The sequence below is a fragment of the Paenibacillus sp. XY044 genome, assembly GCF_002257645.1.
In the GTDB taxonomy this organism is placed as follows: Bacteria; Bacillota; Bacilli; order Paenibacillales; family Paenibacillaceae; genus Paenibacillus_AQ.
This window is the reverse complement of sequence record NZ_NQMO01000005.1, coordinates 365,058-387,680: the sequence shown is the minus strand read 5'-3', so window position 1 is coordinate 387,680 and position 22,623 is coordinate 365,058. Positions and strand designations below refer to the sequence as shown.

Genomic DNA, 22,623 nt, shown 5'->3' with positions numbered 1-22,623 from the left:
TCAAGTCTTTCATTTTTTTATTTGTGTCCATGGTAGAGGAACAGACCCTAGGTCGTCAAATTCGACAAAGACCGGGTTGAATCTACATTTCCTTCTGTTCGTATGGATGGTAGTATATAATGTTAATATATATTACGTGATATATCCTTGCCTGACGGAAAAGGAGGCTGCTGCTGTATGAATATGGGTTTTGAACAGCTCGCTGAACAAATGATCCGCGGAATGACTGAAGCATGCTGGGTTAGCCTTATGGAGCAAGTCGAATCCGGCAGGAACAGCCTGTATATCTACGAGCAGTGGCTGGGACCGGCCATGCGATACGTCGGATCGCTGTGGGAGCAAAATTTGATTACGGTGGCCGATGAGCACCTGGCCTCAGGAGTCTGCGATATATTGTTGACCCGGTATGCCGCTCTGGTGAAGCCGGATCAGACCAACGGGAAAAGAGGCATGTTTCTGTGTGTGGAGGAGGAAGCGCATTATTTCGGACTGAAAATGGTGTCCACCCTCTTTGAAGAGCGCGGGTTCGACGCCCGGTTTTACGGCCCGAACCTGCCGCTGGAGGGTGCCCTTCTTAGCGCCATGCGCTGGAAACCCGATGTAATCGGCCTTTCGGTCTCCATCGTGTATCATTTACCCAAATTAAGACAGTACGTAAACGCGCTGGCGAGCCTGCCTAGCAGGCCCACGGTTATCATTGGCGGCCGTGTGATCGAACCGTACGGAATCGAACGGGGCTTGGCGGATCAGGCCGTGTTTGTGCCCACTTTGCTCGAATTAAACGATTGGATCGATTCCTATTTATTAGCTGATGCCGAGCAGCAGATCGTGAGGTAATGAAAGTCCATGGACATGACGCGAATGCCGGTCCCTTATTTTTGCATTGACAGGGATTATTATATTTTAACCGCCTCCAGTCAGGCCGAGGCGATGTTCGCCGGAAACGGATCGTTGCTCGATCTGATCGACGAAGGTTCGGTGGACAAGGCGACGACCTACATTTCCCCTTCCCATGCCAATGTGATGGTTGAGCTGATTATGAAGACCCGTACCACCCCGCTTGCTCTTGTTGACGTCTATCAATCCTGGGACGAGGAGGGGACGGGCCATATCGTGTGCATCTGTCAGAGCCGGCAGTTCCAGATCGTGACGGACCAGCTCCATAGGCTGCACGAAGATTTAAAGGAGCCTGCGCGGAACCGTCCGGCGGAAATGGCCCGGACAGCCGGGGGCCCCGTGATGATGCGCATCCGCGAGCTCTCCGCCGCGCTTACGACCATCCGCGAGCTGGTGGATCTGCTGTATCCCAGCCTGCTGGAGATGAACCAAACCGTCTATGCGGACATTATTAAGGAACAAATCGACCGGGCGCTGCGGGATGCAGCTGCAGGTTATCCGCAGACCGGCAAGAGATAGCAGCAGAGGCCCAGGCCGCAATTGTGCGGTGTTACGGCAACCGGTCTACGCATATGAAGAGCCGCCCGAATGGGCGGTTTTCAGCATGTTGAGAAGCCCCGTCTTTAGGAGACGCGGGTTTCTTTTTCGTATCAGAACATGGGTGGCGTGCGAAAAACAGGCCCTAATCCTGAGGATTTTGGATTCGCGGCTTTTCTGGCGAGACTTCCATATAAATGGTCATATTTCCCTTTCGCTTTCGGATGCAGGTGAATAGGATATAGGAATGAAGCGGGAAGGAGGAGTAAGCATGATGCTGATCCAATCACCATCGGCTGAGAGATGCAGATCGCATGTCGGCAAGCACGTTTGTGTTGTTCTTAGGGATGGTACGCAAGTATATGGCACAATTACGGGAGTTTCGGATCAAGGTCTGGAGCTCGGCAACGCAGCTCCCCGTGCGAACATTTTGTCCACGAATCCCGGAAAAGCCAGCAAGCAGTTAAGCGAGCTGCAGCAAAAAGCCAAGACATCCAGCTATCCGGGATACGGTGGATACGGTGGATACGGTGGATATGGTCCTTACGGCGGCGGCTATGGCTACGGTTACCCACCCGGATACGGGGCTTTAGCCTGGACTTCCATTGCTTTATTATTCCTGATACCGTTCCTCTTCATCTAAATAGAATAGACGTGTTATATACTGGCGCTCCGCTGGATGTGAATTGATCTCTGCAGACGAAAGGAATGCAGAGGTCTTTTTTTAAAAAAGGAAAACGGGAGATCTGTCCGTCCGCCATGGCGGGCTGAGGACCGGGACGGAATGCCTGATGGAGGCGAATAACGTTGAAATACTTTGATATGCTGGCTGCGCTGGGAGAAGGCGCTGCTCATCCAGGCGGCTTTGACAGCACCTTGGCACTCCTTGAGCGGGATGCCATACCGACCGGCGCAAATATTTTGGAGGTGGGCTGCGGAACCGGGAGAACGGCCTGCCACTTAGCGAAAATGGGTTACCGGGTAACCGCCGTCGATGTGCACCAGGGCATGATTGAGAAAGCCCGCCGGCGTTCCGAAGCCATGGAGGTGGAGGTGGATTTCCGGATTGCGGATGCCGCCTCACTTCCGTTTGAAGCCGGCGGGTTCGATGTCGTTTTTGTCGAATCGGTTACCGTATTTGTGGACATTCCGGCTGCCTTGAAGGAGTATCACCGCGTGCTTAAGAACGGCGGGCTGTTATATGACCGGGAAATGGTCAGAAAGCAGGCCCGTCCGGGGCTGATGGAAGCGACGCAGGAGCTCTACGGCACCCGGGACATTCCCTCCTTGGAAGAATGGGAGCAGCTATTGAAGCAGGCGGGTTTCCACAGTTTGGACGCGCGGCTTCCTTCGGACCGTCTGGCTTCGCTGCAGGAGCAGGGAGTGAGCATATCCTTTGATCCATACCAGATGTTCGATCTGGAGTGGTTGGATGATCCGGCAGCGCTGCAGCTGCTGCAGAGGAATCATCAGTTCTACGACGAGTTCGGCGACGCGTTGTCCTATGCGGTATGGATCGGAGAAAAGGGATTGGTGGACGGATCAGATAGCTGAAAAGCGAGGTGAGTATCATGAAGCAGGAATTTGTTGTTGATCCCAGACAAGCCGCCCAGTTGGTGGGGCAGCCGGTTTGGGTCGTGCTCAAGGATGGCACGCAGTATGTGGGCTACGTAACGGGCATTGAGGACGGTCAATTTGTTCTGTCTGCGGCCAGAGGACGGTCGAAGATGACAGGCGCGTCTACGCGGGAGAAGGAAGTGCAGGTATCCGGCATCTTCAGCGCTTTGTTTGGCGGCGGCAGTCAGGGAAGCGGGCAGCGTCAGACACAAGGTCAACCCGGAGGGATCATGGGCATGTTCGGCCAGATCATTCCGAATATTCGGGTTGGCATGAATGTGCTGAAAATGATTATGCCTTTGATGGGGGCTTTTAAAATCTGACGGGGCAACCTGTGGGCTCTCTGGAACAAAAAGGTCGTTCCCTAGGGAATGGCCTTTTTTGTAGTTTCAGCCAGAGGAGGGCCGATGTAAAATGGAGGAAATGGATTGTTGGGAAGGGTGTTTCTAGCATGATCACCAGAGTGTGTGGGATCGAAGAAGTACGAGAGCTGCTGCAGGAATACATAGAAGGGCTGTCTTCGCCGTTTGATACCTTTCTGGAACAGTATATCCTGGCGTCACAATTTTACATCATTCTGTCTGAAGACGCTCTGATAGGATATTACGCCGTTTATGATCACCGGCTGCTGACGCAGTTTTACCTTCGCCGGCCTCACCAGAGGCATGCGCAGGTCCTGCTGCACCGGGTGGTGGAAGAGCATCATGTGAGTGAGGTGTTCGTGTCGACGGGAGACGAGCTGCTGCTCAGCTTGGCACTGGATCGGGACATGGCTATCGCCAAACAGGCCTATTTCTTCCAGGACAGCGAGATGGGCCTGACGAGTGGTCCAGGTTCCGACCCGAACGTGTTACGTCCCGCAGTGCCTGCCGATCTGGAGGATATCCAGCGGGTAAGCGGAGACTTTCTGGGTTCTTGCGCATTGCGAATACAAAAAGGGGAGCTCTTTACCTGTTATCGGGACAGTGAGCTGCTCGGGATCGGCATTGTGGAACGCTCGGCCTTGATCGACGGCACCGCCAGTATCGGCATGTTTACGAACGAATCGTATCGGCACCAGGGAGTAGGGCGAAGGATTATTTTGGGGCTGAAAGCATGGTGCTATGCCCAGGGGATCCGGCCGATCAGCGGCTGCTGGTATTACAACGAGGCGTCCAAGAGGACGCTGGAAAGCGCAGGGATGGTGACCCGGACCCGGCTGCTGAGGATGGAAGTGGCGGGGCAGGAGGGATAAGAAGAGAAAGGGCCAAGATGTTGGCCGTTTGAAAACATCCCGGCAGGGCAATCCTTGAATGAACAACGGATTCAGGGTGGACTGGAATCGCAGGGAAAGAGTGGGCCACCTTATAAAAGTTAGCAAATTACTTTTTATTTTTGATAATCGGAGTATAATGTTCAGTGTGAAAAATAGCACGAGCGAAAGGAGGGAGCGAACTTGGCAGATTCTTTTCCCAGCAATGACATGGACATGATTGTGACCTGGGGGGACTGCGACGCGGCGGGAATCTCCTATTACGCCAAAGCTTTTGACTGGTTCACGAACGGGCGCATGAGATTCATGCACGTATACGGATTTCCTTACATGGAAACCTTTCATGGTAAAGGCATTTCGCTGGTTTGCTTGAAAGCGGATTGCGATTATAAGAAAATGCTCCGCCCGGAGGAGCCCGTCACGGTCCGCACGTCGCTGACAGCCCTGTCGAGGAGCCGGATGACGTTCACCTATCAGGTGCTGAAGCAGGACGGAAAGCTGGCGTGCGAGGGGACGACGTCCCACACGTATGTGGATGACCAAGGTCTTCCGTTTAATGTGGAGAAGCGTTACCCGGAGCTATGGAAGCAGATCAGCAGTACATGGAGCGGCGCGTTGGCAAGCAAGCCATCGGCCCAAGCATAATCTACAAGCAAGGACGATATATTTTGCGGCAAAAAATAGAGAGGAGGTGCTTTCTGAGTGAAGGAGCGCGTAGTGATCACAGGTATGGGGGCCGTAACCCCGATCGGCATCGGCGTGCCGGCCTACTGGGACAATCTCTTGCAGGGACAAAGCGGGATCGGAAGCATTACGCGGTTTGATGCCTCGGAGCTGCCGGTCAAGATCGCGGCGGAAGTCAAAGCGTTTAACCCTACGGACTACATACCGAAAAAGTTAGCCGGACAGACCGATATTTTCATGCAGTTTGCCTTGGTTGCGGCCCAAGAAGCGCTGGCGGACAGCAAGCTGGACGTCAAGCCCGAGCGGGTGGCCATCGTACTGGGAACGGCGCTGGGAGGCATCACGACGGCAGCAGCGGCGCAGGAGCAGATGACCGGAACGGGAAGCACCCGCGTGAGCCCGTATTTGGTTCCCAAAATCCTCGGCAACATTGCGGCCGCCCAAATTTCGATCGCACATGGCTTCAAAGGCCCGAGCTATACGGTTAATACGGCCTGCTCTTCCGGAGCGGATGCCGTCGGCATGGCATCGATGCTCCTGCAATCCGGACAAGCCGATGCGGTCGTTGCCATCGGCGCGGAGTCCATCCTGTGCGGCCTGATGGACGCCGGTCTGGCTTCAGCCCGGGCACTGTCGACCCGGAATGACGATCCGGCCAAAGCGAGCCGGCCGTTTGACCGCGGCCGCGACGGATTTGTGATGGGCGAAGGAGCCGGGGCGGTCATTCTGGAGAGGCTCGAATCGGCCGAGAGCCGGGGTGCCGATATTAAGGCCGAGCTGCTCGGCTACGCCAATTGCTCGGACGCCTATCACGTAACTTCGCCGGAACCGGAGGGAACCGGTGAAGTGCGGTGCATGGCACAGGCCTTGGCAGAGACCGGACTGGCTCCGTCCGACGTGGATTACATTAACGCGCACGGAACGTCCACCCCGCTGGGTGACCGGATCGAAACCAAATCCCTGAAAGCCGTATTCGGCGAAGGGGTAGGCCGGATCCCAGTCAGCTCCACCAAAGGGGCGACCGGCCACTTGATGGGTGCGGGCGGCGTCACGGAGCTGATTACCTGCATTCAGGCGATCCGCGAAGGGATCGTTCCGCCGACGCTCAATCACGAGCAGCCGGATCCGGAATGCGATCTGGATTATGTGCCGAATGAGGCGAGAGCGGCGAAGGTCCGCATCGCGATGTCCAATTCTTTTGGCTTCGGCGGGCAGAATACGTCCCTGATCGTAGGGAAATACGAAGGAACCAATTAACGAAGCGGACGGGCGAGAGACCTGGTTCCGCTTTTCGAAGTCTTGTAAATAATCGATTTTAAATATGAAGGAAGGAAGTTAGATGGGTACCATGGAACAACAATTTACCTATGATGTTCGGATGTTTAAAGATACATTTGAAAATGATTTTACGTATATTAACGGATTTATGCGGAACGTGCACCGGTTTGCCGGGCGTCCGGCCTTGACCGATCCGGTGCGGGAGCGCACCTGGACTTACGCTGAGCTGAACGGGGAAGTAAACCGCCTCTCGCATGCCCTGCTCGGAGACGGGGTCGGCAAAAATGAAGTCATCGTGTATCAGCTGCTCAACTCCGCCGAATTTGTGTTCAGCTACCTGGCTCCGCAGAAAATCGGCGCGATCAACTGCCCGATCAACTTCAAGCTCTCCCCCGGAGAAACCGCGTTCATCCTCGATGACAGCAAGCCAGCCGTCTACATCTACGATGCGGAAATCAAGGAAACAGCCGAGCAGGCGCTGGCCATGGCCAAACACCGCCCCCGCCGGATCGTGATGGTCGATATGAACGGCAATCAAGAAGCACCTGCGGACCACATTAGCTACAGCGATTATGTGCAGGATAAGCCGGAGCACAACCCGGACATCGAGCGGCCATCCCACATCTACGATGAAATTACGCGCCTGTATACCTCGGGAACCACCGGCCAGCCGAAAGGGGTTCCGATCAACAACATCAACGACATCCTTTCCGCCCACGACGTGGCAATGCACTTTCCTCTCAACCCTACCGACAAAACGATGAATATGAGCCCTTGGTTCCATCGCGGAGGCATTCATTCCGGAGGACCGACGCCATCCCTGTATGTGGGGGCCGAAATCGTCATTCTTCGATACTTCCATCCGAAAACATGCCTGGAACTAGCCGAGAAATACAATTTGACCTTCCTGATCGGCGCTCCGCCTATGCTCAAAATGCTCTATGACGCCCAAAAGAAAAACCCTGTGGACCTGTCCACATTAAAAGGTATCGTGACCATGGGTGCGCCGCTGGAGCGGGAGGATTGCATTAAATTCCAGGAGACGCTGACCCCGAATATTTTCAACGGCTACGGCACTTCGGAAGCGTTCTGGAACACGTTCCTTCGCCCTTATGATCTGCCGGAAATGGCGGGGTCGGCCGGACGTTCCTGCACCGACGACGATGTCGCGGTGGTCAAGGTTTACCCGGACAGACGGGCGGAACCGAATGATGTTGTGGCGCACGACGGCAGCGAGGTGGGCGAAATCATCGTCAAGTCGCCGGGCAAATCCACGTATGCCTATGTGAACAACCCGAATGAGAGCGAGCGGGTCTTTTATAAAGGCTGGGTGTATATCGGGGATATGGGAACCTGGGACGAAAACGAGTTCGTGACCGTGGTCGGCCGCAAAAATGATATGATCGTCTCCTCGGGTGAAAATATCCACCCGGTGCAAATCGAGGAGATTTTGAACCAGCACCCGAAAGTGAAGGAGTCGGTCGTCGTCGGTGCGCCGGACGAGCTCCGCGGCGAATCGATCGTGGCTTACGTGATCAAGGAGGATCCGGAGCTGACGGCCAAGGAACTGAACAAATACTGCAGGGATCACCCGATGCTGGCCAATTACAAGAAACCGCGCTTCTACCGGTTTATTGACGAGCTGCCGTACACAGCGACCGGCAAGAAGAAGCATTTTGTCGTGAAGCAAATGGCAGTGGAGGATCAGCAGAAGGGATTGTTTGAAAGACAATAAAAACTGGCGAAAACCGCTGTTTATGGGTTGAAAAAACAGAAAAGATTCGACGAAAGGGCACCCTGAGGGGTGCCCTTTTTTGATGCCGCCGCCGGCCTGGCGAAGGAGAAGGTGCAGGGACAGTTAGAGATACCGCCGAAGGTGGGAACCGGAATGAGGAACCGTCGGAGATGGCTTCGCCCTGGACGTTGGCGGTACCGCAGAAAAGAAGCCTATTTTCTATAGGTAAAACGGTTGTCGGCCCATCCTTTTACTCTTATAATATGGTAATACGGTAATCAGATAAAGAACGAAAGCCATACAACAAGGAGAACGAGATGAAGCGAATAGCGATTGCAGGCAGCAGCGGAGGCAACCTGTTTAACCTCGGCGGCAAGGATCCCGAAAAACTGATCGGGGAGATCAAGGCGCAGTGTCAGAGCGCGGGCGTGGACATCGGCCTCGTGCAGTTCATCGCCGCGTCCGAATCGATGGATATCGCCAAGGACCACACTGCCGCCGTGCTGTACGGATGGGATGAGGGTGAGCAGCGTCTGGCGAAGCGGTTCGAAGGGACGCTGAAGGATACGAATGAAGCGTCCGCGGAAGCAGATGCGGAGCTGGCGGAACGGATCCGGTCCGGCGGCATCGACGGGCTGATCGTGATGAGCGCCGATCCGCAAGGATCCAACCGGCAGGCGGTACAAGCCGCGGCCGAGGCGGGCATTCCCGTCGTGGGAACCGGCGGAACATCGATGGCGATGATCAGCTCCAAGGGGGCGAACGTCATCGCCACGTCCGGAACGACGGGGACGACGAACCGGACGAGAGCCGTTTCGTTTATGACGTCCCTGTGCAAATACTGGGGGATCAAATACATCCCGGTGCTCGGAAGCGCCGGGGCTAAGTCCGCCGTATCCGCGGGCAACCCGCTGCGGCGGATCAATTTGAAGGGCATCATGCAGTCCTCGCTGCCGGGTTTTATCGCCATGGCGATCGTACTGGCGATCAGCCAGATCCCGGCGCTGAAAGGTCTCAGCGAGGTGTTCGATCTGATGCTCAAGGCGCTGCCGGTCGTACTGGCGGTTGTGGCGGCCAAGCAGATATCCGACATGGACGAGGTGTCCATCGTCGCAGGCGTCATCGCCGGGGTGCTGTCGGTGAACGGCGGCATTATCGGGGGCATTATCGGGGGCATCGGTGCCGGCCTGCTGGTGCAGTATTTATTTGTCAAATGCGTGCAGTGGAAGTTTCCGATGACGACCGTCAACATCGTGGCCGGAGGATTGGCGGGCCTCATATCCGGATTGATCATGTATTATTTGGTTGCTCCGTTTGCCCTGCAGCTCGGCGAGTTCATTAAATACATCATCAATCAGGCGATTTCGTTTAATCCGATCATCGCGGGTGTGGTCGCTGGCCTTCTGATCTGGCCGGCGATTATCGGCGGCGTGTATCATGCGGCGATTCTGCCGATTGTCCTGCTCGAAATGGAGAAGACCGGCAACAGCTTCCTGGGGGCGATCGACATGGTCGGCCTCGTGATGGTATCCGCGGGAATCACCCTGGCCAACATCATCGCTCCGCGGGACCGGGGAGAAGCGGCGGTGGCCGCGCCGGGCTTTCTGATCAACATGGGCTTCGGCACCTTTGTCGAAGCGGCATACCCGTTTATGTTCTCGAACAAGGTCGTCTTCGCGGGCGCTATTGGGGCGGCAGGTGTTGGCGGGGGACTGGTAGGATTGTTTAACGTCCGCGGAACGGCATACGTTCCGTCCTTTATGGGACCGTTTCTGTCGAACAACGTAATCGGCTTTGCCGCGGCCATGCTGGTGGCGCTGATTTTGGCGATGCTGGTGACGCTCGTGGCGAACAAGGCGTGGAGAGCGGGCCGAAAGTCTGAACAAAAGGCGGAAATAGAGGCGTCAGCCTAAAATTCACCATCCTTGCGCAGTACATGCGATGCAATTTAGATAAAGCGAAGAAATATGAGGTTTGAGCATAGAAGGGCCCGGGAAGCAAAGCTTCCGGGGCCCTTTTCGGCCACATCGGACAACCGCATCCATTTATTCCAAGGTGACATGGGGACGGTCCGCCGCAATGCGGTGTGGTATGATAAACAAAATAACAACGGACCCGTGGAAAGGAGGCCACTCACATGAACGAAAAGGACGCGGCCATCCTCCAGCACCTCGTCGAAGAGCAGAGCTTGACCAAGGCCGCAGAACGCCTGTACATGACGCAGCCGGCGCTGACGTACCGGATTCAGCTGCTGGAGCGGGAATTCGGCGTGCCTCTGATCGTCAAACACGCCAAGGGCACGTACTTGACGCCGGAGGGTGAGGCGCTGGCCGCCTATGCGAAGAAGACGCAGGACGAGCTGAACCATATGAAGGATTATCTCCTGAACATGCGGAGCCGGGTGAAGGGGACGCTCCGGCTCGGGGTCGCCAGTTATTATGGCCTCTACAAGCTCCCGCCGCTGCTCAAGAAATTCAAGGACCTTTACCCCGAGGTGCAGTTCAGCGTCACCTGTGCGCTCAGCCCGGAAATTCTCGACTCGCTGATGGAGCAGGAGATCCATGTCGGTATCGTTCGCGGCGATTATCCCTGGGTGGAATCCCGGTTCCTGCTGCATGACGAGCCGATTTGCCTGATCTCCAAGGATCCGATCGATTTGGCCATCCTGCCGGAGCTGCCGCATATCCACTACAGCGAGCCGAAGGCCAAGGCCGCCCGCCAGGTGTCCTCCCATTTTGGGCAGACGATCCGGGCCTGGTGGCACGAGCATTATGACACGCCGCCCACCATCGCCATGCAGGTGGATGCGTATGAGACATGCAAGGAGATGGTCAAGCACGGGCTGGGCTATTCCATCGTGCCGGGCGTGTTCGTCTCACCGGAGGACGGCTTGTACACGCTGGAGCTTAAGTTAAAGAACGGTGAGCCGATCCGGCGCAACACCTGGATGCTGTACCGGGAGCCATCGCTCGAGCTGGCCATCGTGGACCGGTTCGTCGATTTTATGAAAACGGAACATCCGTCATAACGAAGTCCTGCCTGGGTATCAGGCGGGGCTTCTTTTTATCCAATCTGAATGAAACGAAGCACCTACATAAAAATTCTTTAGGTCCAGCGCGAAAAAATCTTAATTGTACATCTTCCTGCGCCTGCCCTTATTATTTAATACATATTAGTGCATAAATATACGGAGTTATGCCGTGCTCAGTGACGGCTTCATGAATCATTCATATCGATAGGTGGGATAGCAATGAGTGCACAGCAAGGAACAGAACCAAAGCAGCAGCTGATTCAGGCGGTTGACGCACGTGACGCCATGCTGCGGGAGATTTCGCGGAAGATCCATGCCAATCCGGAGCTCAGCTTCCATGAGCATCAGGCACAGCAGTGGTTGACCGAGCCGCTCGTCGAAGCAGGATTTACCGTGGAAAAGGGCCTCTCCGGACTGGTAACCTCCTTCCGGGCTACCTGGGAAGGGACATCCGGCGGACCGACGATCGCCCTGCTCGCCGAATATGACGCGCTTCCGGGCATCGGTCATGCCTGCGGACACAATCTGATCGGGACGGCCGCCGTCGGTGCGGCTTTGGCGCTCAAGGACGCGTGCCCGGAGCTGTCGGGTACAATCGTGGTGCTGGGCACCCCGGCCGAAGAAGAAGGCGGCGGCAAAATTATCATGTGCCAAGACGGCGTCTTCGACGACGTCGATGCGGCCATGATGGTGCACCCGCAGAACAAAACGATGGTGCTGCGCGGAGCGCTCGCCTGCGTGGATGCGACCTTTACCTTCCACGGGAAGCAGGCGCATGCCTCTTCTTCGCCGGAGAAGGGCATCAGCGCGCTGGATGCGCTGGTTAACGCATATGTGGCGATCAACTCGCTGCGGCAGTTTCTCAAAGAGGACGTGCGGATTCACGGCATCATTACAAAGGGCGGGGATGCGCCAAACGTCGTGCCGGAACTGACCGAGGCGGTGTTCATCCTTAGGGCATCCACCGTTCAGGAGCTGGAGACGGTTAGAGAAAAAGTATACCGCGCCGTCAGATGCGCGGCCGAAGGCGTCGGTGCTACCGTGGACATCACCGAGGGCCTGATTTATGCGGAGCGCAACAACAACAAGGCGCTGGCCGGGTTGATCGCCCGCAATCTGGAGGATCTCGGCATTGAAGTGAACGACCCGCCGGAGAAAGGCGGAGTCGGTTCGTCGGACATCGGCAACGTCAGCCAGATGACCGCCGCGATTCACCCGTATATCCGGCTCGGAGACGCCACGACGCATACGCCGGAATTCGCTGCGCTGGCCGGTTCGGAGGAAGGCATGATCGAGCTGAACCGTGCGGCCAAAGCGCTGGCGCTGACGGCTTACGACCTGTGTGCCGACAGAGAAGCGCTGCGCGAGGTCCGCGACGAGTTTGAACAATGGAAAGCGCAGAGAAACGAGGGATAGACCGATGAACACCGCAAAAGCTGCACCCCGCAAATGGTTTAAAATGCCTCATACGTATGTCATTTTGATTTTTCTGGTGCTGGTGGCCACGGCGCTCACTTACGTCATTCCGGCCGGCGAGTTCGACCGGGCCGAAGACCAGGCGACGGGCAAATCTCTGGTCGTTCCCGGTTCCTACCATCAGGTGGAAGCCAGTCCGGTCAGTATTGTCAGCATTCCGAAGGCGATTGTGCACGGGCTGATCGACTCGGCGGACGTCGTCTTCTTTATCCTGATCATCGGCGGCACCTTCGAAATTATATCCTCCACCGGGACGATCGAAGCCATTACCGGCCGGGTCGCCAAAAGGTTTTCGAACAAGGGTCGCTGGGTCATTCCGATTTTTATTACGCTCTTCTCGGTCGCCGGCTTCACGATGGGAATGTCGACCGAGGTCATGGTCTTCGTGCCGATCGGCATCGCCATCGCCCGGGCGCTCGGGTTTGATGCTCTGACGGGCACCGCGATGATTTCCCTCGGCGCCTCGTGCGGGTTCACCGCGGGTATTCTGAACCCGTTCAATGTGGGCCTGGCACAGGCTATCGCCCAGGTACCGATGTTTTCGGGCGCTTGGCTGCGGATCATTCTGCTCGTATGCCTGATTACGGTCACCAGTCTATATATCGTCCGGTATGCCGGTAAAGTAAGAAAAAATCCGGAGCGAAGCCTTGTCCAGGATCTGGAGAAGGATGCGGACAAGCAGGAGCTCGACTTCTCCATGCTGCCTCCGATGCAGCTCAAGCATTATTTGACCATCGCCACCGTCGTGATCGGGTTCGCTTCCTTGATCTGGGGCGTATCGAAAAAGGATTGGTGGATGGAGGAGCTCGCCGCACTGTTTCTCACCATGGGCATCGTGTCCGGCTTCTGCGCCGGGTACGGTCCGAGCCGGATTGCTTCGGAATTCGTCAAAGGCGCCAAGTCGATTACGTACGGCGCGCTGATCATCGGTTTTGCCCGGGGCATCATGGTCGTGCTGGACCAGGGCGACGTCATCGATTCGATCGTGAACGGGTTGGCCGTTGTGGTCGGCGAGCTGCCGGGATCGGTCCAAGTGCTTGGCATGTACGTGTTCCAGAACGTGATGAACGTCTTTATTACGTCCGGAACCGGGATGGCGGTAACGACCATGCCGATCATGGTGCCGCTGTCGGATATTCTGGGCGTCACCCGTCAAACGACGGTGCTCGCCTTCCAGCTTGGGGACGGAATCACCAACATGATTCTGCCGACATCCTCGGCACTGATGGGAAGCTTGGCCGTATCCGGCATCGCGTACCAGAAGTGGGTCAAATTTTTCTGGCCGCTGATGTGCATGTGGATTGCCATCGGGGCGGTCCTGATCGTGATCGCCAACATGATAAAATATTAGCCTTGCACCGGCGGGCAGCCGGATCGCACAGGGCAAATCGGGCAAGAATCCAATCGTACCGCCGTGTAAACCGCATGGCAGTACGATTTTTCTTTCTTCCCAAGGGTCCGAAATTGGACTAACATGAAAGGTAGCTGTAATCGCCGCAGGCAGGGTTCACCGGATTGCACCCTGCGGGCGGGGGTTTCAATCTCAGACATCCGGGGTGTGAACATGAATGGTTTGATCGGTCTTCTATGTTTAATATGGGGCTTCAATTGGGTATTTATGAAGCTGGCTAACGGCGTGTTTCCGCCGGTACTTTTTGCAGGCTACCGCTTTGCGCTCGGGGCGCTTGTGCTCCTGGCAGTTTGTTATTTCCGCAAGGTGCCGCTGCCCCGTTGGAAGGATTTGAAGTGGTATATCATATGCGGCATTTTGCAGACGATGTATTTTAACCTGGCGATCCAGATTTCACTGGAGGATTTAAGCGCCGGCCTGACATCGGTCCTCACGTACAGCATGCCGCTCTGGCTGACGCTGATGGCCCACTTTTGGCTTCCCGGGGAAAAGCTGCGTTTGCGCAAGGTCGCCGGCATTATGATCGGGATCGTCGGGCTCTTCATCGCCATGGATGCCCACTGGGGAGGGAGCACGGGAGCGCTGCTGCTCGCGGTGTCCTCAGGTCTTTCCTGGGCCTTGTCCAACCTGCTTATCAAGCGCAAGCTCTCGCAATGTGACATGCTCCAGTTTACGACCTGGCAGATGGTGGCTGGCGCGGCAGGGCTGCTGCTGTACTCGGCGATCTTCGAGCACGGGACAAGCCACTGGGGCGTCATGCCGGCCGTGTACGTCGTGTTCTCGGGCGTGGTCGGCTCAGCGCTGGCGTTTGTGATGTGGTCCTACATTTTGTCCAAGGTGGAGGCCAGCAAGGCCTCGATTTCGCTGCTGCTGGTGCCTGTCGTCGGTGTTGTCTGCGGATGCCTCTTCCTGAAAGAAAGCCTGAACCCCGTCGTGGCGGTCGGCATTGTGCTTGTGCTGCTGGGGATCTGGCTCGTGAACGGGGGAGGGAAGCCGAAGGCGGAAGTATCGGCGGACGGCCTGAACTTGGGAAGCAAAAAGTGATTCTTGGCTGAATGATCTTGGGTTGTACATGCGCTTTATGGCGTGCCCGTTGGTTTTGCACTTTATCGTAAAGGGGAAATGAACAGATGAAATACCGTTACCTTGGCAATACCGGACTGGAAGTATCCGTCCTGGGACTTGGCACAAACGCCTTCGGGAAGCGGGCGGATCAGGATACCTCCATCCGGATCATCCACCACGCGCTAGCAAGCGGGGTGAACTTTATCGATACCGCCAACATTTATGCCGGAACTGAGTCGGAGCGTATCATCGGACTGGCGCTGGAAGGCAGACGCCAGGAGGCAGTGCTTGCCACCAAAGCAGGATTGGTTATGGGGCATGGCCCTAACGGCCGCGGGTCATCGCGATATCATCTGATGCAGGAGCTGGAAAACAGCCTGAGACGGCTTCGCACGGATTACGTCGATCTGTACCAGATCCATACGTTTGACCCGCATACCCCGCTGGAAGAAACGCTCCGGACGCTGGACGATATGGTCCGCTCCGGCAAAGTCCGGTATATCGGGGCGTCCAATTATGCCGCGTGGGAGCTGATGAAGGCGATTGGCATCAGCGAAGCCAAAGGGCTGAACCGGTTCGTGTCGTCACAGGTCAGCTACTCGCTTGCGGACCGGACGCCTGAGCGGGAGCTGGTTCCGATGTGCCTGGATCAGGGCGTCGGCATCATCCCTTATTTTCCGCTGGCCGGGGGCATCCTCACCGGGAAGTATACGCTTGCGAACCGGGCGCCGCAGCAATCACGGGCGGATACCGATCCGAACTTCAGCCGGTTTATCATTGACCGCAACATCCGGCTCGGCCAAGAGGTTGGAGGGCTGGCCGCCGATCTGGAATTAACGCCAAGCAGCTTGTCACTGGCTTGGTTGATGGACCGTCCGGCCGTTTCGACCGTCATCGTCGGGGCGACGCGCACGGGCCAGCTGGATGACAACCTGCGCAGCGTAGAAATGACGCTGAACGCGGAAACGGTCCAGGAGCTGGATCGGATCAGCGAGCCGTTCCGAAGCGGCGAGCCGTTTGCCACCTACCGTTTGTCCTAAACCATAGACATGAACACATGCCCAGGCCCCCGCATAGCATATAGCACAAATGCAGCAGGGGAAGGGTGTGACCGATATGGTCATTCATTTAACGGCCTTACACTATGTGTACTTGGCGTTTATCGTGTTTATTATGGCGCTGCTGATCAAGCGACGGGACACGACGATGATCTGCGTGGCAGGCATTTTCGTGCTCGGATGGATGGCGACCGAAACGCTCAGCGGCTCGGTGTCGGGCGTCTTTAATTCTTTTATTTATGCAACCAAAGAGCTGATGGGCACCATCATGATCATTTCGATTATCGTGGCGATGAGCCGGGTCTTGATCCGCACCGGCATTAACGAGACGATGGTCGCGCCGCTGACGCGGTTTATCCGGACACCGGCGGTCGCCTTCTGGGGGATCGGGCTGATCATGCTGGTGACGTCCTTGTTTTTCTGGCCGTCGCCTGCGGTAGCACTGATCGGAGCGGTGCTGCTCCCGGTCGCAACCCGCGTCGGACTGCCCGCTCTGGGCGCGGCGATGGCGATGAACCTGTTCGGACACGGCATCGCGCTCTCCGGGGATTATATTATCCAGGGCGCGCCCAAGCTGACCGCCGACGCGGCGGGCCTCCATGTATCGCAGGTGATGGAGGCGAGCGTTCCGCTCGTCATCGTGATGGGCCTCGTGACGACCGTGACGGCTTATTGGATGATGCGCCGGGACATGAAGAACGGCACGTGGCGGGACGGTTTGGTCGCCGGATCCGGCGGGGCGGGTTCCCTTACGGGCGAAGGCGGGGGAGCGGTAGAGTCAGCGGCGCCACTTTCACCCCGTGTGAGAGTGTGGCTTGCCGTCATCATTCCGGTGTTGTTCCTGATTGACGTGGCCGCCATGTTTGTGCTGAAGCTGCAGGGCGGCGACGCCACGGCGCTCGTTGGCGGAACGGCGGTGCTGATCCTGATCGCTGTGACGCTGCTTGCGCACCGCAACCGCGGGCTGGAGAAGGTGACCTCATACCTGATCGAAGGCTTCACGTTCGGATTTAAAGTATTCGGTCCGGTCATTCCGATCGCCGCCTTTTTCTATCTCGGCGATGCGGCGTTTACCGACCTCTTCGGCAAGGTGCTGCCGGAATCCTCGAACGGCATCGTCAACGACCTGGGCGCCGCGCTGGCGCATGTGGTGCCGCTGAACGGAGCCGTAGGCGCCGTCACGCTCACGATCACCGGAGCGATTACCGGGCTTGACGGCTCCGGTTTCTCCGGCATCTCACTGGCCGGCTCGATCGCCCATCTGTTCGCGGCGGCCACGCATGCCAGTGCGGCTACGCTCACGGCTCTCGGACAGGTGGCGGCGATCTGGGTCGGTGGCGGCACGCTGATCCCCTGGGCGCTGATTCCCGCCGCGGCCATTTGCGGCGTAAGCCCATTCGAGCTGGCCAGACGGAATTTGAAGCCCGTACTGATCGGGCTGGCGGTGACCACCGCCGTAGCGATCTTTTTGGTATAGCATATATTATCCCTGCGTTCCCATCCGTTTGACACAAGGACCCTCCTCAGGTCGGGAGGGTTTTTTGCATTTTTCATGCCCTGAAGCGATTTAAATGTTGAGGAGGGGATTCCTAGATATACCCGGAGTTGTTTGGCTGGGAAAGGGATACCCTAAAGAAGCCATACTATCGACAGAGATCGAGGTGCTATTCATGTTATCAGCCGTCAAGAGATTTTTGATCGGCCGCCCGCTCAAGTCCGGCCAATTGGGTGAACAAAAACTGAATAAAACCAAGGCGCTGGCCATTTTGTCCTCTGATGCGCTGTCATCCGTCGCTTACGGTCCCGAGCAAATTTTGCTCGTGCTGGTGACGGTCAGTACAGTGGCCTTCTGGTACACGATTCCGATCGGTATCGGGATTCTAGTCTTGCTGCTGGCCCTCATTTTATCGTACAGGCAGGTTATTTTTGCTTATCCGTACGGGGGCGGAGCGTATGTCGTCTCCAAGAAAAACCTGGGGATCAACCCGGGCCTGATAGCCGGCGGTTCGCTGCTGGTCGATTATATTCTGACGGTGGCGGTTAGCGTGTCGTCGGGAACGGATGCCATTACGTCGGCGATTCCCAGCCTGCACCCGTACAATGTGGTCATCGCCTGTGCGTTGGTCGTCGTGATTACGATTGTAAACCTCCGAGGGATTACCGAATCGGCCTCGATCTTGGCATACCCGGTCTACCTGTTCGTGCTGGCGCTGTTCATTCTGATCGGAGTGGGCTTGTATAAAATCGCAACCGGACAGGTATCCCCCGCCTTGCACGCGCCGATCGGCACGCCGGTGGCCGGGATTACCCTATTTCTGCTGCTGCGGGCTTTTGCCTCGGGGAGCTCGGCGCTGACCGGGGTGGAGGCCATCTCCAACGCCATTCCTAACTTTCGCGACCCGGCGCCGAATAACGCCTCAAGGACCTTGATGGCGATGGGTGGGCTCTTGGCGATCCTGTTCGCCGGCATCGTCTTTCTTGCTTACTATTACGGCATCGCGCCGAATGCAAAAGAAACCGTCGTATCCCAAATCGCCTCGACCACCTTTGGGCGGAACTTCCTGTATTATTTTATCCAGGCGACAACCGCTATTATTCTCGTTCTTGCGGCGAATACCGGCTACTCCGCCTTTCCGCTGCTCGCCGTCAATCTGGCCAAAGATAAATATATCGCTCGGATGTTTACCGTTCGCGGTGACAGGCTCGGTTATTCCAACGGCATCATGTTTCTGGCCACGGCGTCGATCATTCTGATCATCGCCTTCAAGGGACGCACGGAGCACTTGATCCCTTTATATGCGGTCGGGGTGTTCATTCCGTTTACGCTGGCCCAGACGGGGATGCTGGTCAAATGGATCCGTGAAAAGCCGAAAGGCTGGATAATCAAGCTGATCATCAACTTTGTAGGGGCACTCATCAGCTTCACGGTCATGATGATTTTCTTCATTACCAAGTTTGGACAGGTATGGCCGGTGCTGATCTTTTTGCCGCTGATCGTATATATTTTTCATGCGGTCAAAAGGCATTACGAGGCCGTCGGGGACCAGCTGCGGATTACGACCTGTGAGCCGGCCGTCCCCGTCGAAGGGAATGTGATGATCGTGCCTGTTGCCGGAATTACCCATGTGGTGGAGAACTCGCTCAATTATGCCAAATCGCTGTCGCCCGACCAGATCATCGCCGTATACGTAGCCTATGACCGCGACTCGGAGCACAAAATGGAGGAGAAATGGAAGCAGTGGCAGCCGGATGTCCGGCTGGTGACGCTGTTGTCGCCTTACCGGAGCATTATCCAGCCGCTCACGAAATTTGTGGATACCGTTGAATACAAGGCTTCGGAATCGAACTACCGGGTGACGGTGCTCATTCCGCAGTTTATCCCCAAGAAGAGCTGGCACAACATTCTGCATAATCAGTCGAGCTTGCTGATCCGTGCCTTCTTGCTCTACCGGAAAAATATTATCGTCACCACGGTGCCTTACCATTTGAAAAAATAGCCGGTTCACCAGAAAAAGAAGCTGCCGCCCGGGATCTTCCGGTATCGGCAGCTTCTTGCTCTGCGCGTTGCGTTGCAGCTATCGTCTTACTTCCAATCCTGTACCCGCCAGATGTCCGTGACCCAGTCTTCGTAGAAGGCGGGTTCGTGGGACACCAGCAGCACGGTGCCGGGGTAGGAGGCCAGCGCCTTCCGCAGGGAATCCTTTGCGCGGATGTCCAAATGGTTTGTCGGCTCATCCAGCACAAGCAGATTGCTCCGGGTGAGCATCAGCTCGGCGAGCCGTACCTTGGCCTGCTCCCCGCCGCTCAGCGTCCGCAGGGGCTTGCGAATATGCTCGGCGCTTAGTCCGGCCATGGCCAGCGTGCGGCGGATCTCCTTCTCCGTCAAATCCGGGCGCAGCGACCAGACGTACTGAAGCGGCGTGTCCGAAGAGGGCTGGTCTTCCTGCTGGTAATAGGCGGTCTGGACCGTGTTCTGAACGGTCACGGCGCCGCCCAGCGCGTTGATGCCGCCGAGCAGGGTTTTCAGCAGCGTGGACTTGCCGGCGCCATTCTCCCCAATGATGGCGATTTTGTCGCCGCCCTTGACGGTGAGATCCAGCGGCCGGAACAGCGGTACCCCGTACCCCGCCTGAAGCCGTTTGGCTTCGATCAGCACCGAGCCGCCGATGTTTCCTTCCGTCCGGAACTCAAAGCGTGGCGCCGGTCCGTCTACCGGCTTCTCCACCCGCTCGATGCGGCTCAGCATTTTTTCGCGGCTCTTGGCCTGCTTCGCCTTGCGGACCCGGTTGATGTTAATAAACGATTCCAACCGCTCGATCTCCCGGGTCTGCCGCTCATAGGTTACCTGCTGCTGCTTCTGGGCAAGCGCGTACTGTTTCTGAAACGCGGCATAGCTGCCCGTATAGCGCTTCAGGGTCTGATGGGCCAGATGAAAAATCACGTTCGTGATTTCGTTCAGGAAATGCTCATCATGCGACACGACGATGAAGGCGTAGGGGTACTTTTTCAGGTAGCCGGTCAGCCACTCGATATGCACCGCGTCCAAGTAGTTGGTCGGCTCGTCGAGCAGCAGCACATCGGGTTCCTCCAGCAGCAGCTTGGCGAGAAGAAGCTTCGTCTTCTGTCCACCGCTTAAGCGGCTGACGTCCGTGTCCAGGCCGATCTCGGCCAGGCCCAGCCCACGGGCCACATCCTCGATCTTAGCGGAAATGGCGTAGAAGCCGGCCTGATCCAGCCCGTCCTGCAGTTCGCCGTAACGCCTTAGCAGCGCATCCAGCTCTTCTTCTGCCTCCCCGAACCGGGCCGCGATATCATTCATTTGGCGTTCCATGTCAAACAAGTGCTGAAAGGCCCGCTCCAGAAACTGCAGGACCGTCATCCCCTCCTGAAGCGAAATGTGCTGCTCCAGGAAGCCGACCCGCGCCCGCGGCGACCACTCGATCCGGCCTTCCTCCGGCAGTAGGCTCCCGGTCAGCAGGCGGAACAGCGTCGACTTGCCGGCGCCGTTCATGCCGACTAGTCCGGCATGCTCGCCCGGCAGCAGGCGAAATTCAATATGGCGAAACGTGATTTGGTCTCCGTACATATGCGTAAGATTAGTGACATTTAATATGCTCATGGTTCTCTCTCCTTAGGTTTCATGGATTGCGGACAAATGAAGCCATCAGGAGGACAGCGAAATGATGTAACTATCCGGTTGTATGCAAGATACCCCAGCCAATTGGGTCCGTTCCCCCGGTGTTTCAGGTTGTGGGGCCGCCCCAATATGCAAAAAAGCGGGTAAGGTGGACACACCTTACCCGCTAACGCTCAAAGCTGGAAAGGATGTGGAAATCATATCGACTGTTCTCGAGATGGCTAAAAAAGGGCAGACTTCTCCCGTGTCAAGCCAAATCTCTTCTAAGAACAGTAGACAAAATTTCCATTACCTTTCCACCTCATTCAAGTTTATCGTTACGCCACACAGTATAAGCGAGCATTCCGGGATTTGTCAATCGGACAACTGCCGGGGTGCGGGGCTTACTTGGCGATTTTGCTAATGGCGTCTGCCATACTTTTTGCTGAATCCAGAATCAATATGCATAAGCTTAGCTCTCTACCCACCCCGCCGCAAGATAAGAGCCTTTATATGGGGGTATCTTTACAAGGCTGAAATGAGAATTTATAATGTCGATGTATGTGCAGAAGTTCGAGAGGGGAATCCATAAGTGGCAGTTGTTTGCTTGTAGCCGGCAAAAGTGCAAAAATTTCGTGATTTCGTTCACGGGATACGTATGCCCTTTTGACCTAATACAAGGAACTTCTCGCATCGTATTTTTTTCGATACCGACGGAGTGCCTTATTTGAGGTACTCCGTTTTTTGGTGATCTGAGGAGGAAAAACACATGCAAACGCCATTTATGGGGAACCACGAGTATAATTTGATCAAGCGCCTTGTGGGGCGCCTCGAATATAACATCAAGACCACAGCCGACCAGAAGGTGATCTCCGCCATCCGGCATACGACTTGGACCCGAGTCGTGGAGATGTTCCCTGCTGCGACGGAGGAGCAGAAGCGGTTCTTCGATCGCATTCCGACATTGAACCGTGCCGAGGAATTTCAGGCTTATCTGAACGAGCTGGAGCAATACGTCACGGCCTTTCCGCAGATAACGGAGCAGCAGCTGAAGAAGCTTTTTCCCAAAATTAAAAAGCTGAAGCTGCCGCCGCTGGCCGAGCTGGATTTCCGGTTCCTGACCTATATCGGCTGGACCGATATTTCAAGCAATAAACTGTTCATCGTCTATAACCTGGACGGGAAAATGACAGGCATTGAAGGACGATTTACCCCGACGAACAAGAAGGGGGTCTGCTGCCTCTGCAACAAGCATGAGGAGATTGCCTTCGTTACCGCGCAGACGAAAGCCAAAGGATCCGCGCTCGATCATTTCGGACGGGTCGGAAATTATATGTGCATCGACAGCGCCAAGTGCAACCAGAATATTACCGATGTGTTTCCATTGGAACGGTTTATGAAGGATGTCTTGAACTAACTTTGCTAACACCTGCGTGAAACGCAGGAGCTCCCGGGTTGATTCCGGG

General features: G+C 56.2%; 19 protein-coding genes. 18 read left to right on the top strand and 1 reads right to left on the bottom strand.

Features of this window, described 5'->3' with window-relative positions:
* Positions 1–177 precede the first annotated feature (177 nt).
* From CJP46_RS21590 to CJP46_RS21510, 17 genes are all read left to right on the top strand, one after another.
* Entirely contained in the window at positions 178–837 is a 660-nt protein-coding gene (locus CJP46_RS21590) for a cobalamin B12-binding domain-containing protein (protein ID WP_094597690.1), read from the top strand.
* Between the two features lie 9 nt (positions 838–846).
* Positions 847–1,416 (top strand): hypothetical protein, encoded by a 570-nt coding sequence (locus tag CJP46_RS21585; RefSeq protein WP_094597689.1) that lies wholly within the window; start codon positions 847–849, stop codon positions 1,414–1,416.
* Positions 1,417–1,705: 289 nt separating this feature from the next.
* Complete coding sequence (locus tag CJP46_RS21580; RefSeq protein WP_256992454.1) at positions 1,706–2,077, top strand: hypothetical protein; 372 nt, start codon at positions 1,706–1,708, stop codon at positions 2,075–2,077.
* A gap of 164 nt (positions 2,078–2,241) precedes the next feature.
* Positions 2,242–2,988: a class I SAM-dependent methyltransferase gene (locus CJP46_RS21575; RefSeq protein ID WP_094597688.1), complete on the top strand. Its 747-nt coding sequence runs from the start codon at positions 2,242–2,244 to the stop codon at positions 2,986–2,988.
* 17 nt (positions 2,989–3,005) lie between these two features.
* Positions 3,006–3,374: a hypothetical protein gene (locus CJP46_RS21570; RefSeq protein WP_094597687.1), complete on the top strand. Its 369-nt coding sequence runs from the start codon at positions 3,006–3,008 to the stop codon at positions 3,372–3,374.
* Positions 3,375–3,502: 128 nt separating this feature from the next.
* Positions 3,503–4,285 (top strand): GNAT family N-acetyltransferase, encoded by a 783-nt coding sequence (locus CJP46_RS21565; protein ID WP_094597686.1) that lies wholly within the window; start codon positions 3,503–3,505, stop codon positions 4,283–4,285.
* A 201-nt stretch (positions 4,286–4,486) separates the two neighbouring features.
* The gene (locus CJP46_RS21560; protein WP_094597685.1) at positions 4,487–4,948 is read left to right on the top strand and encodes an acyl-CoA thioesterase; all 462 of its coding nucleotides are present in this window, start codon (positions 4,487–4,489) and stop codon (positions 4,946–4,948) included.
* Positions 4,949–5,005: 57 nt separating this feature from the next.
* Positions 5,006–6,244, top strand: a complete 1,239-nt coding sequence (gene fabF, locus CJP46_RS21555; protein WP_094597684.1) for a beta-ketoacyl-ACP synthase II — start codon at positions 5,006–5,008, stop codon at positions 6,242–6,244.
* An 82-nt stretch (positions 6,245–6,326) separates the two neighbouring features.
* Positions 6,327–8,000, top strand: a complete 1,674-nt coding sequence (locus CJP46_RS21550) for a class I adenylate-forming enzyme family protein (RefSeq protein WP_256992453.1) — start codon at positions 6,327–6,329, stop codon at positions 7,998–8,000.
* A gap of 317 nt (positions 8,001–8,317) precedes the next feature.
* A complete protein-coding gene (locus CJP46_RS21545; RefSeq protein WP_094597683.1) occupies positions 8,318–9,913 on the top strand; it encodes a PTS sugar transporter in 1,596 nt (531 codons plus the stop codon).
* A gap of 224 nt (positions 9,914–10,137) precedes the next feature.
* Positions 10,138–11,028 carry a LysR family transcriptional regulator gene (locus CJP46_RS21540; protein WP_094597682.1) on the top strand — a complete coding sequence of 297 codons (891 nt, stop codon included), beginning with the start codon at positions 10,138–10,140 and terminating at the stop codon, positions 11,026–11,028.
* A gap of 222 nt (positions 11,029–11,250) precedes the next feature.
* Entirely contained in the window at positions 11,251–12,447 is a 1,197-nt protein-coding gene (locus tag CJP46_RS21535) for a M20 family metallopeptidase (protein ID WP_094597681.1), read from the top strand.
* A 4-nt stretch (positions 12,448–12,451) separates the two neighbouring features.
* Entirely contained in the window at positions 12,452–13,858 is a 1,407-nt protein-coding gene (locus CJP46_RS21530; RefSeq protein ID WP_094597680.1) for a YfcC family protein, read from the top strand.
* 213 nt (positions 13,859–14,071) lie between these two features.
* Complete coding sequence (locus CJP46_RS21525; protein ID WP_094597679.1) at positions 14,072–14,962, top strand: DMT family transporter; 891 nt, start codon at positions 14,072–14,074, stop codon at positions 14,960–14,962.
* An 86-nt stretch (positions 14,963–15,048) separates the two neighbouring features.
* Positions 15,049–16,023, top strand: a complete 975-nt coding sequence (locus CJP46_RS21520) for an aldo/keto reductase (protein WP_094597678.1) — start codon at positions 15,049–15,051, stop codon at positions 16,021–16,023.
* 76 nt (positions 16,024–16,099) lie between these two features.
* Positions 16,100–17,518, top strand: a complete 1,419-nt coding sequence (locus tag CJP46_RS21515) for a hypothetical protein (RefSeq protein ID WP_094597677.1) — start codon at positions 16,100–16,102, stop codon at positions 17,516–17,518.
* 193 nt (positions 17,519–17,711) lie between these two features.
* Positions 17,712–19,538 (top strand): APC family permease, encoded by a 1,827-nt coding sequence (locus CJP46_RS21510; RefSeq protein ID WP_094597676.1) that lies wholly within the window; start codon positions 17,712–17,714, stop codon positions 19,536–19,538.
* Positions 19,539–19,624: 86 nt separating this feature from the next.
* Here CJP46_RS21510 and CJP46_RS21505 read toward each other — a convergent pair whose 3' ends face one another.
* Positions 19,625–21,160 carry an ABC-F family ATP-binding cassette domain-containing protein gene (locus CJP46_RS21505; protein ID WP_094597675.1) on the bottom strand — a complete coding sequence of 512 codons (1,536 nt, stop codon included), beginning with the start codon at positions 21,158–21,160 and terminating at the stop codon, positions 19,625–19,627.
* Positions 21,161–21,926: 766 nt separating this feature from the next.
* Here CJP46_RS21505 and CJP46_RS21500 point away from each other — a divergent pair.
* A complete protein-coding gene (locus CJP46_RS21500) occupies positions 21,927–22,574 on the top strand; it encodes a FusB/FusC family EF-G-binding protein (RefSeq protein ID WP_094597674.1) in 648 nt (215 codons plus the stop codon).
* Positions 22,575–22,623 lie beyond the last annotated feature (49 nt).

Bases quoted from the DNA above. Each gene is read 5' to 3' on its own strand.
- CJP46_RS21590 (WP_094597690.1), top strand. From the start codon at position 178: ATGAATATGGGTTTTGAACAGCTCGCTGAACAAATGATCCGCGGAATG.
- CJP46_RS21585 (WP_094597689.1), top strand. From the start codon at position 847: ATGGACATGACGCGAATGCCGGTCCCTTATTTTTGCATTGACAGGGAT.
- CJP46_RS21580 (WP_256992454.1), top strand. From the start codon at position 1,706: ATGATGCTGATCCAATCACCATCGGCTGAGAGATGCAGATCGCATGTC.
- CJP46_RS21570 (WP_094597687.1), top strand. From the start codon at position 3,006: ATGAAGCAGGAATTTGTTGTTGATCCCAGACAAGCCGCCCAGTTGGTG.
- CJP46_RS21565 (WP_094597686.1), top strand. From the start codon at position 3,503: ATGATCACCAGAGTGTGTGGGATCGAAGAAGTACGAGAGCTGCTGCAG.
- CJP46_RS21550 (WP_256992453.1), top strand. From the start codon at position 6,327: ATGGGTACCATGGAACAACAATTTACCTATGATGTTCGGATGTTTAAA.
- CJP46_RS21545 (WP_094597683.1), top strand. From the start codon at position 8,318: ATGAAGCGAATAGCGATTGCAGGCAGCAGCGGAGGCAACCTGTTTAAC.
- CJP46_RS21540 (WP_094597682.1), top strand. From the start codon at position 10,138: ATGAACGAAAAGGACGCGGCCATCCTCCAGCACCTCGTCGAAGAGCAG.
- CJP46_RS21535 (WP_094597681.1), top strand. From the start codon at position 11,251: ATGAGTGCACAGCAAGGAACAGAACCAAAGCAGCAGCTGATTCAGGCG.
- CJP46_RS21530 (WP_094597680.1), top strand. From the start codon at position 12,452: ATGAACACCGCAAAAGCTGCACCCCGCAAATGGTTTAAAATGCCTCAT.
- CJP46_RS21525 (WP_094597679.1), top strand. From the start codon at position 14,072: ATGAATGGTTTGATCGGTCTTCTATGTTTAATATGGGGCTTCAATTGG.
- CJP46_RS21520 (WP_094597678.1), top strand. From the start codon at position 15,049: ATGAAATACCGTTACCTTGGCAATACCGGACTGGAAGTATCCGTCCTG.
- CJP46_RS21515 (WP_094597677.1), top strand. From the start codon at position 16,100: ATGGTCATTCATTTAACGGCCTTACACTATGTGTACTTGGCGTTTATC.
- CJP46_RS21510 (WP_094597676.1), top strand. From the start codon at position 17,712: ATGTTATCAGCCGTCAAGAGATTTTTGATCGGCCGCCCGCTCAAGTCC.
- CJP46_RS21505 (WP_094597675.1), bottom strand. From the start codon at position 21,160: ATGAGCATATTAAATGTCACTAATCTTACGCATATGTACGGAGACCAA.
- CJP46_RS21500 (WP_094597674.1), top strand. From the start codon at position 21,927: ATGCAAACGCCATTTATGGGGAACCACGAGTATAATTTGATCAAGCGC.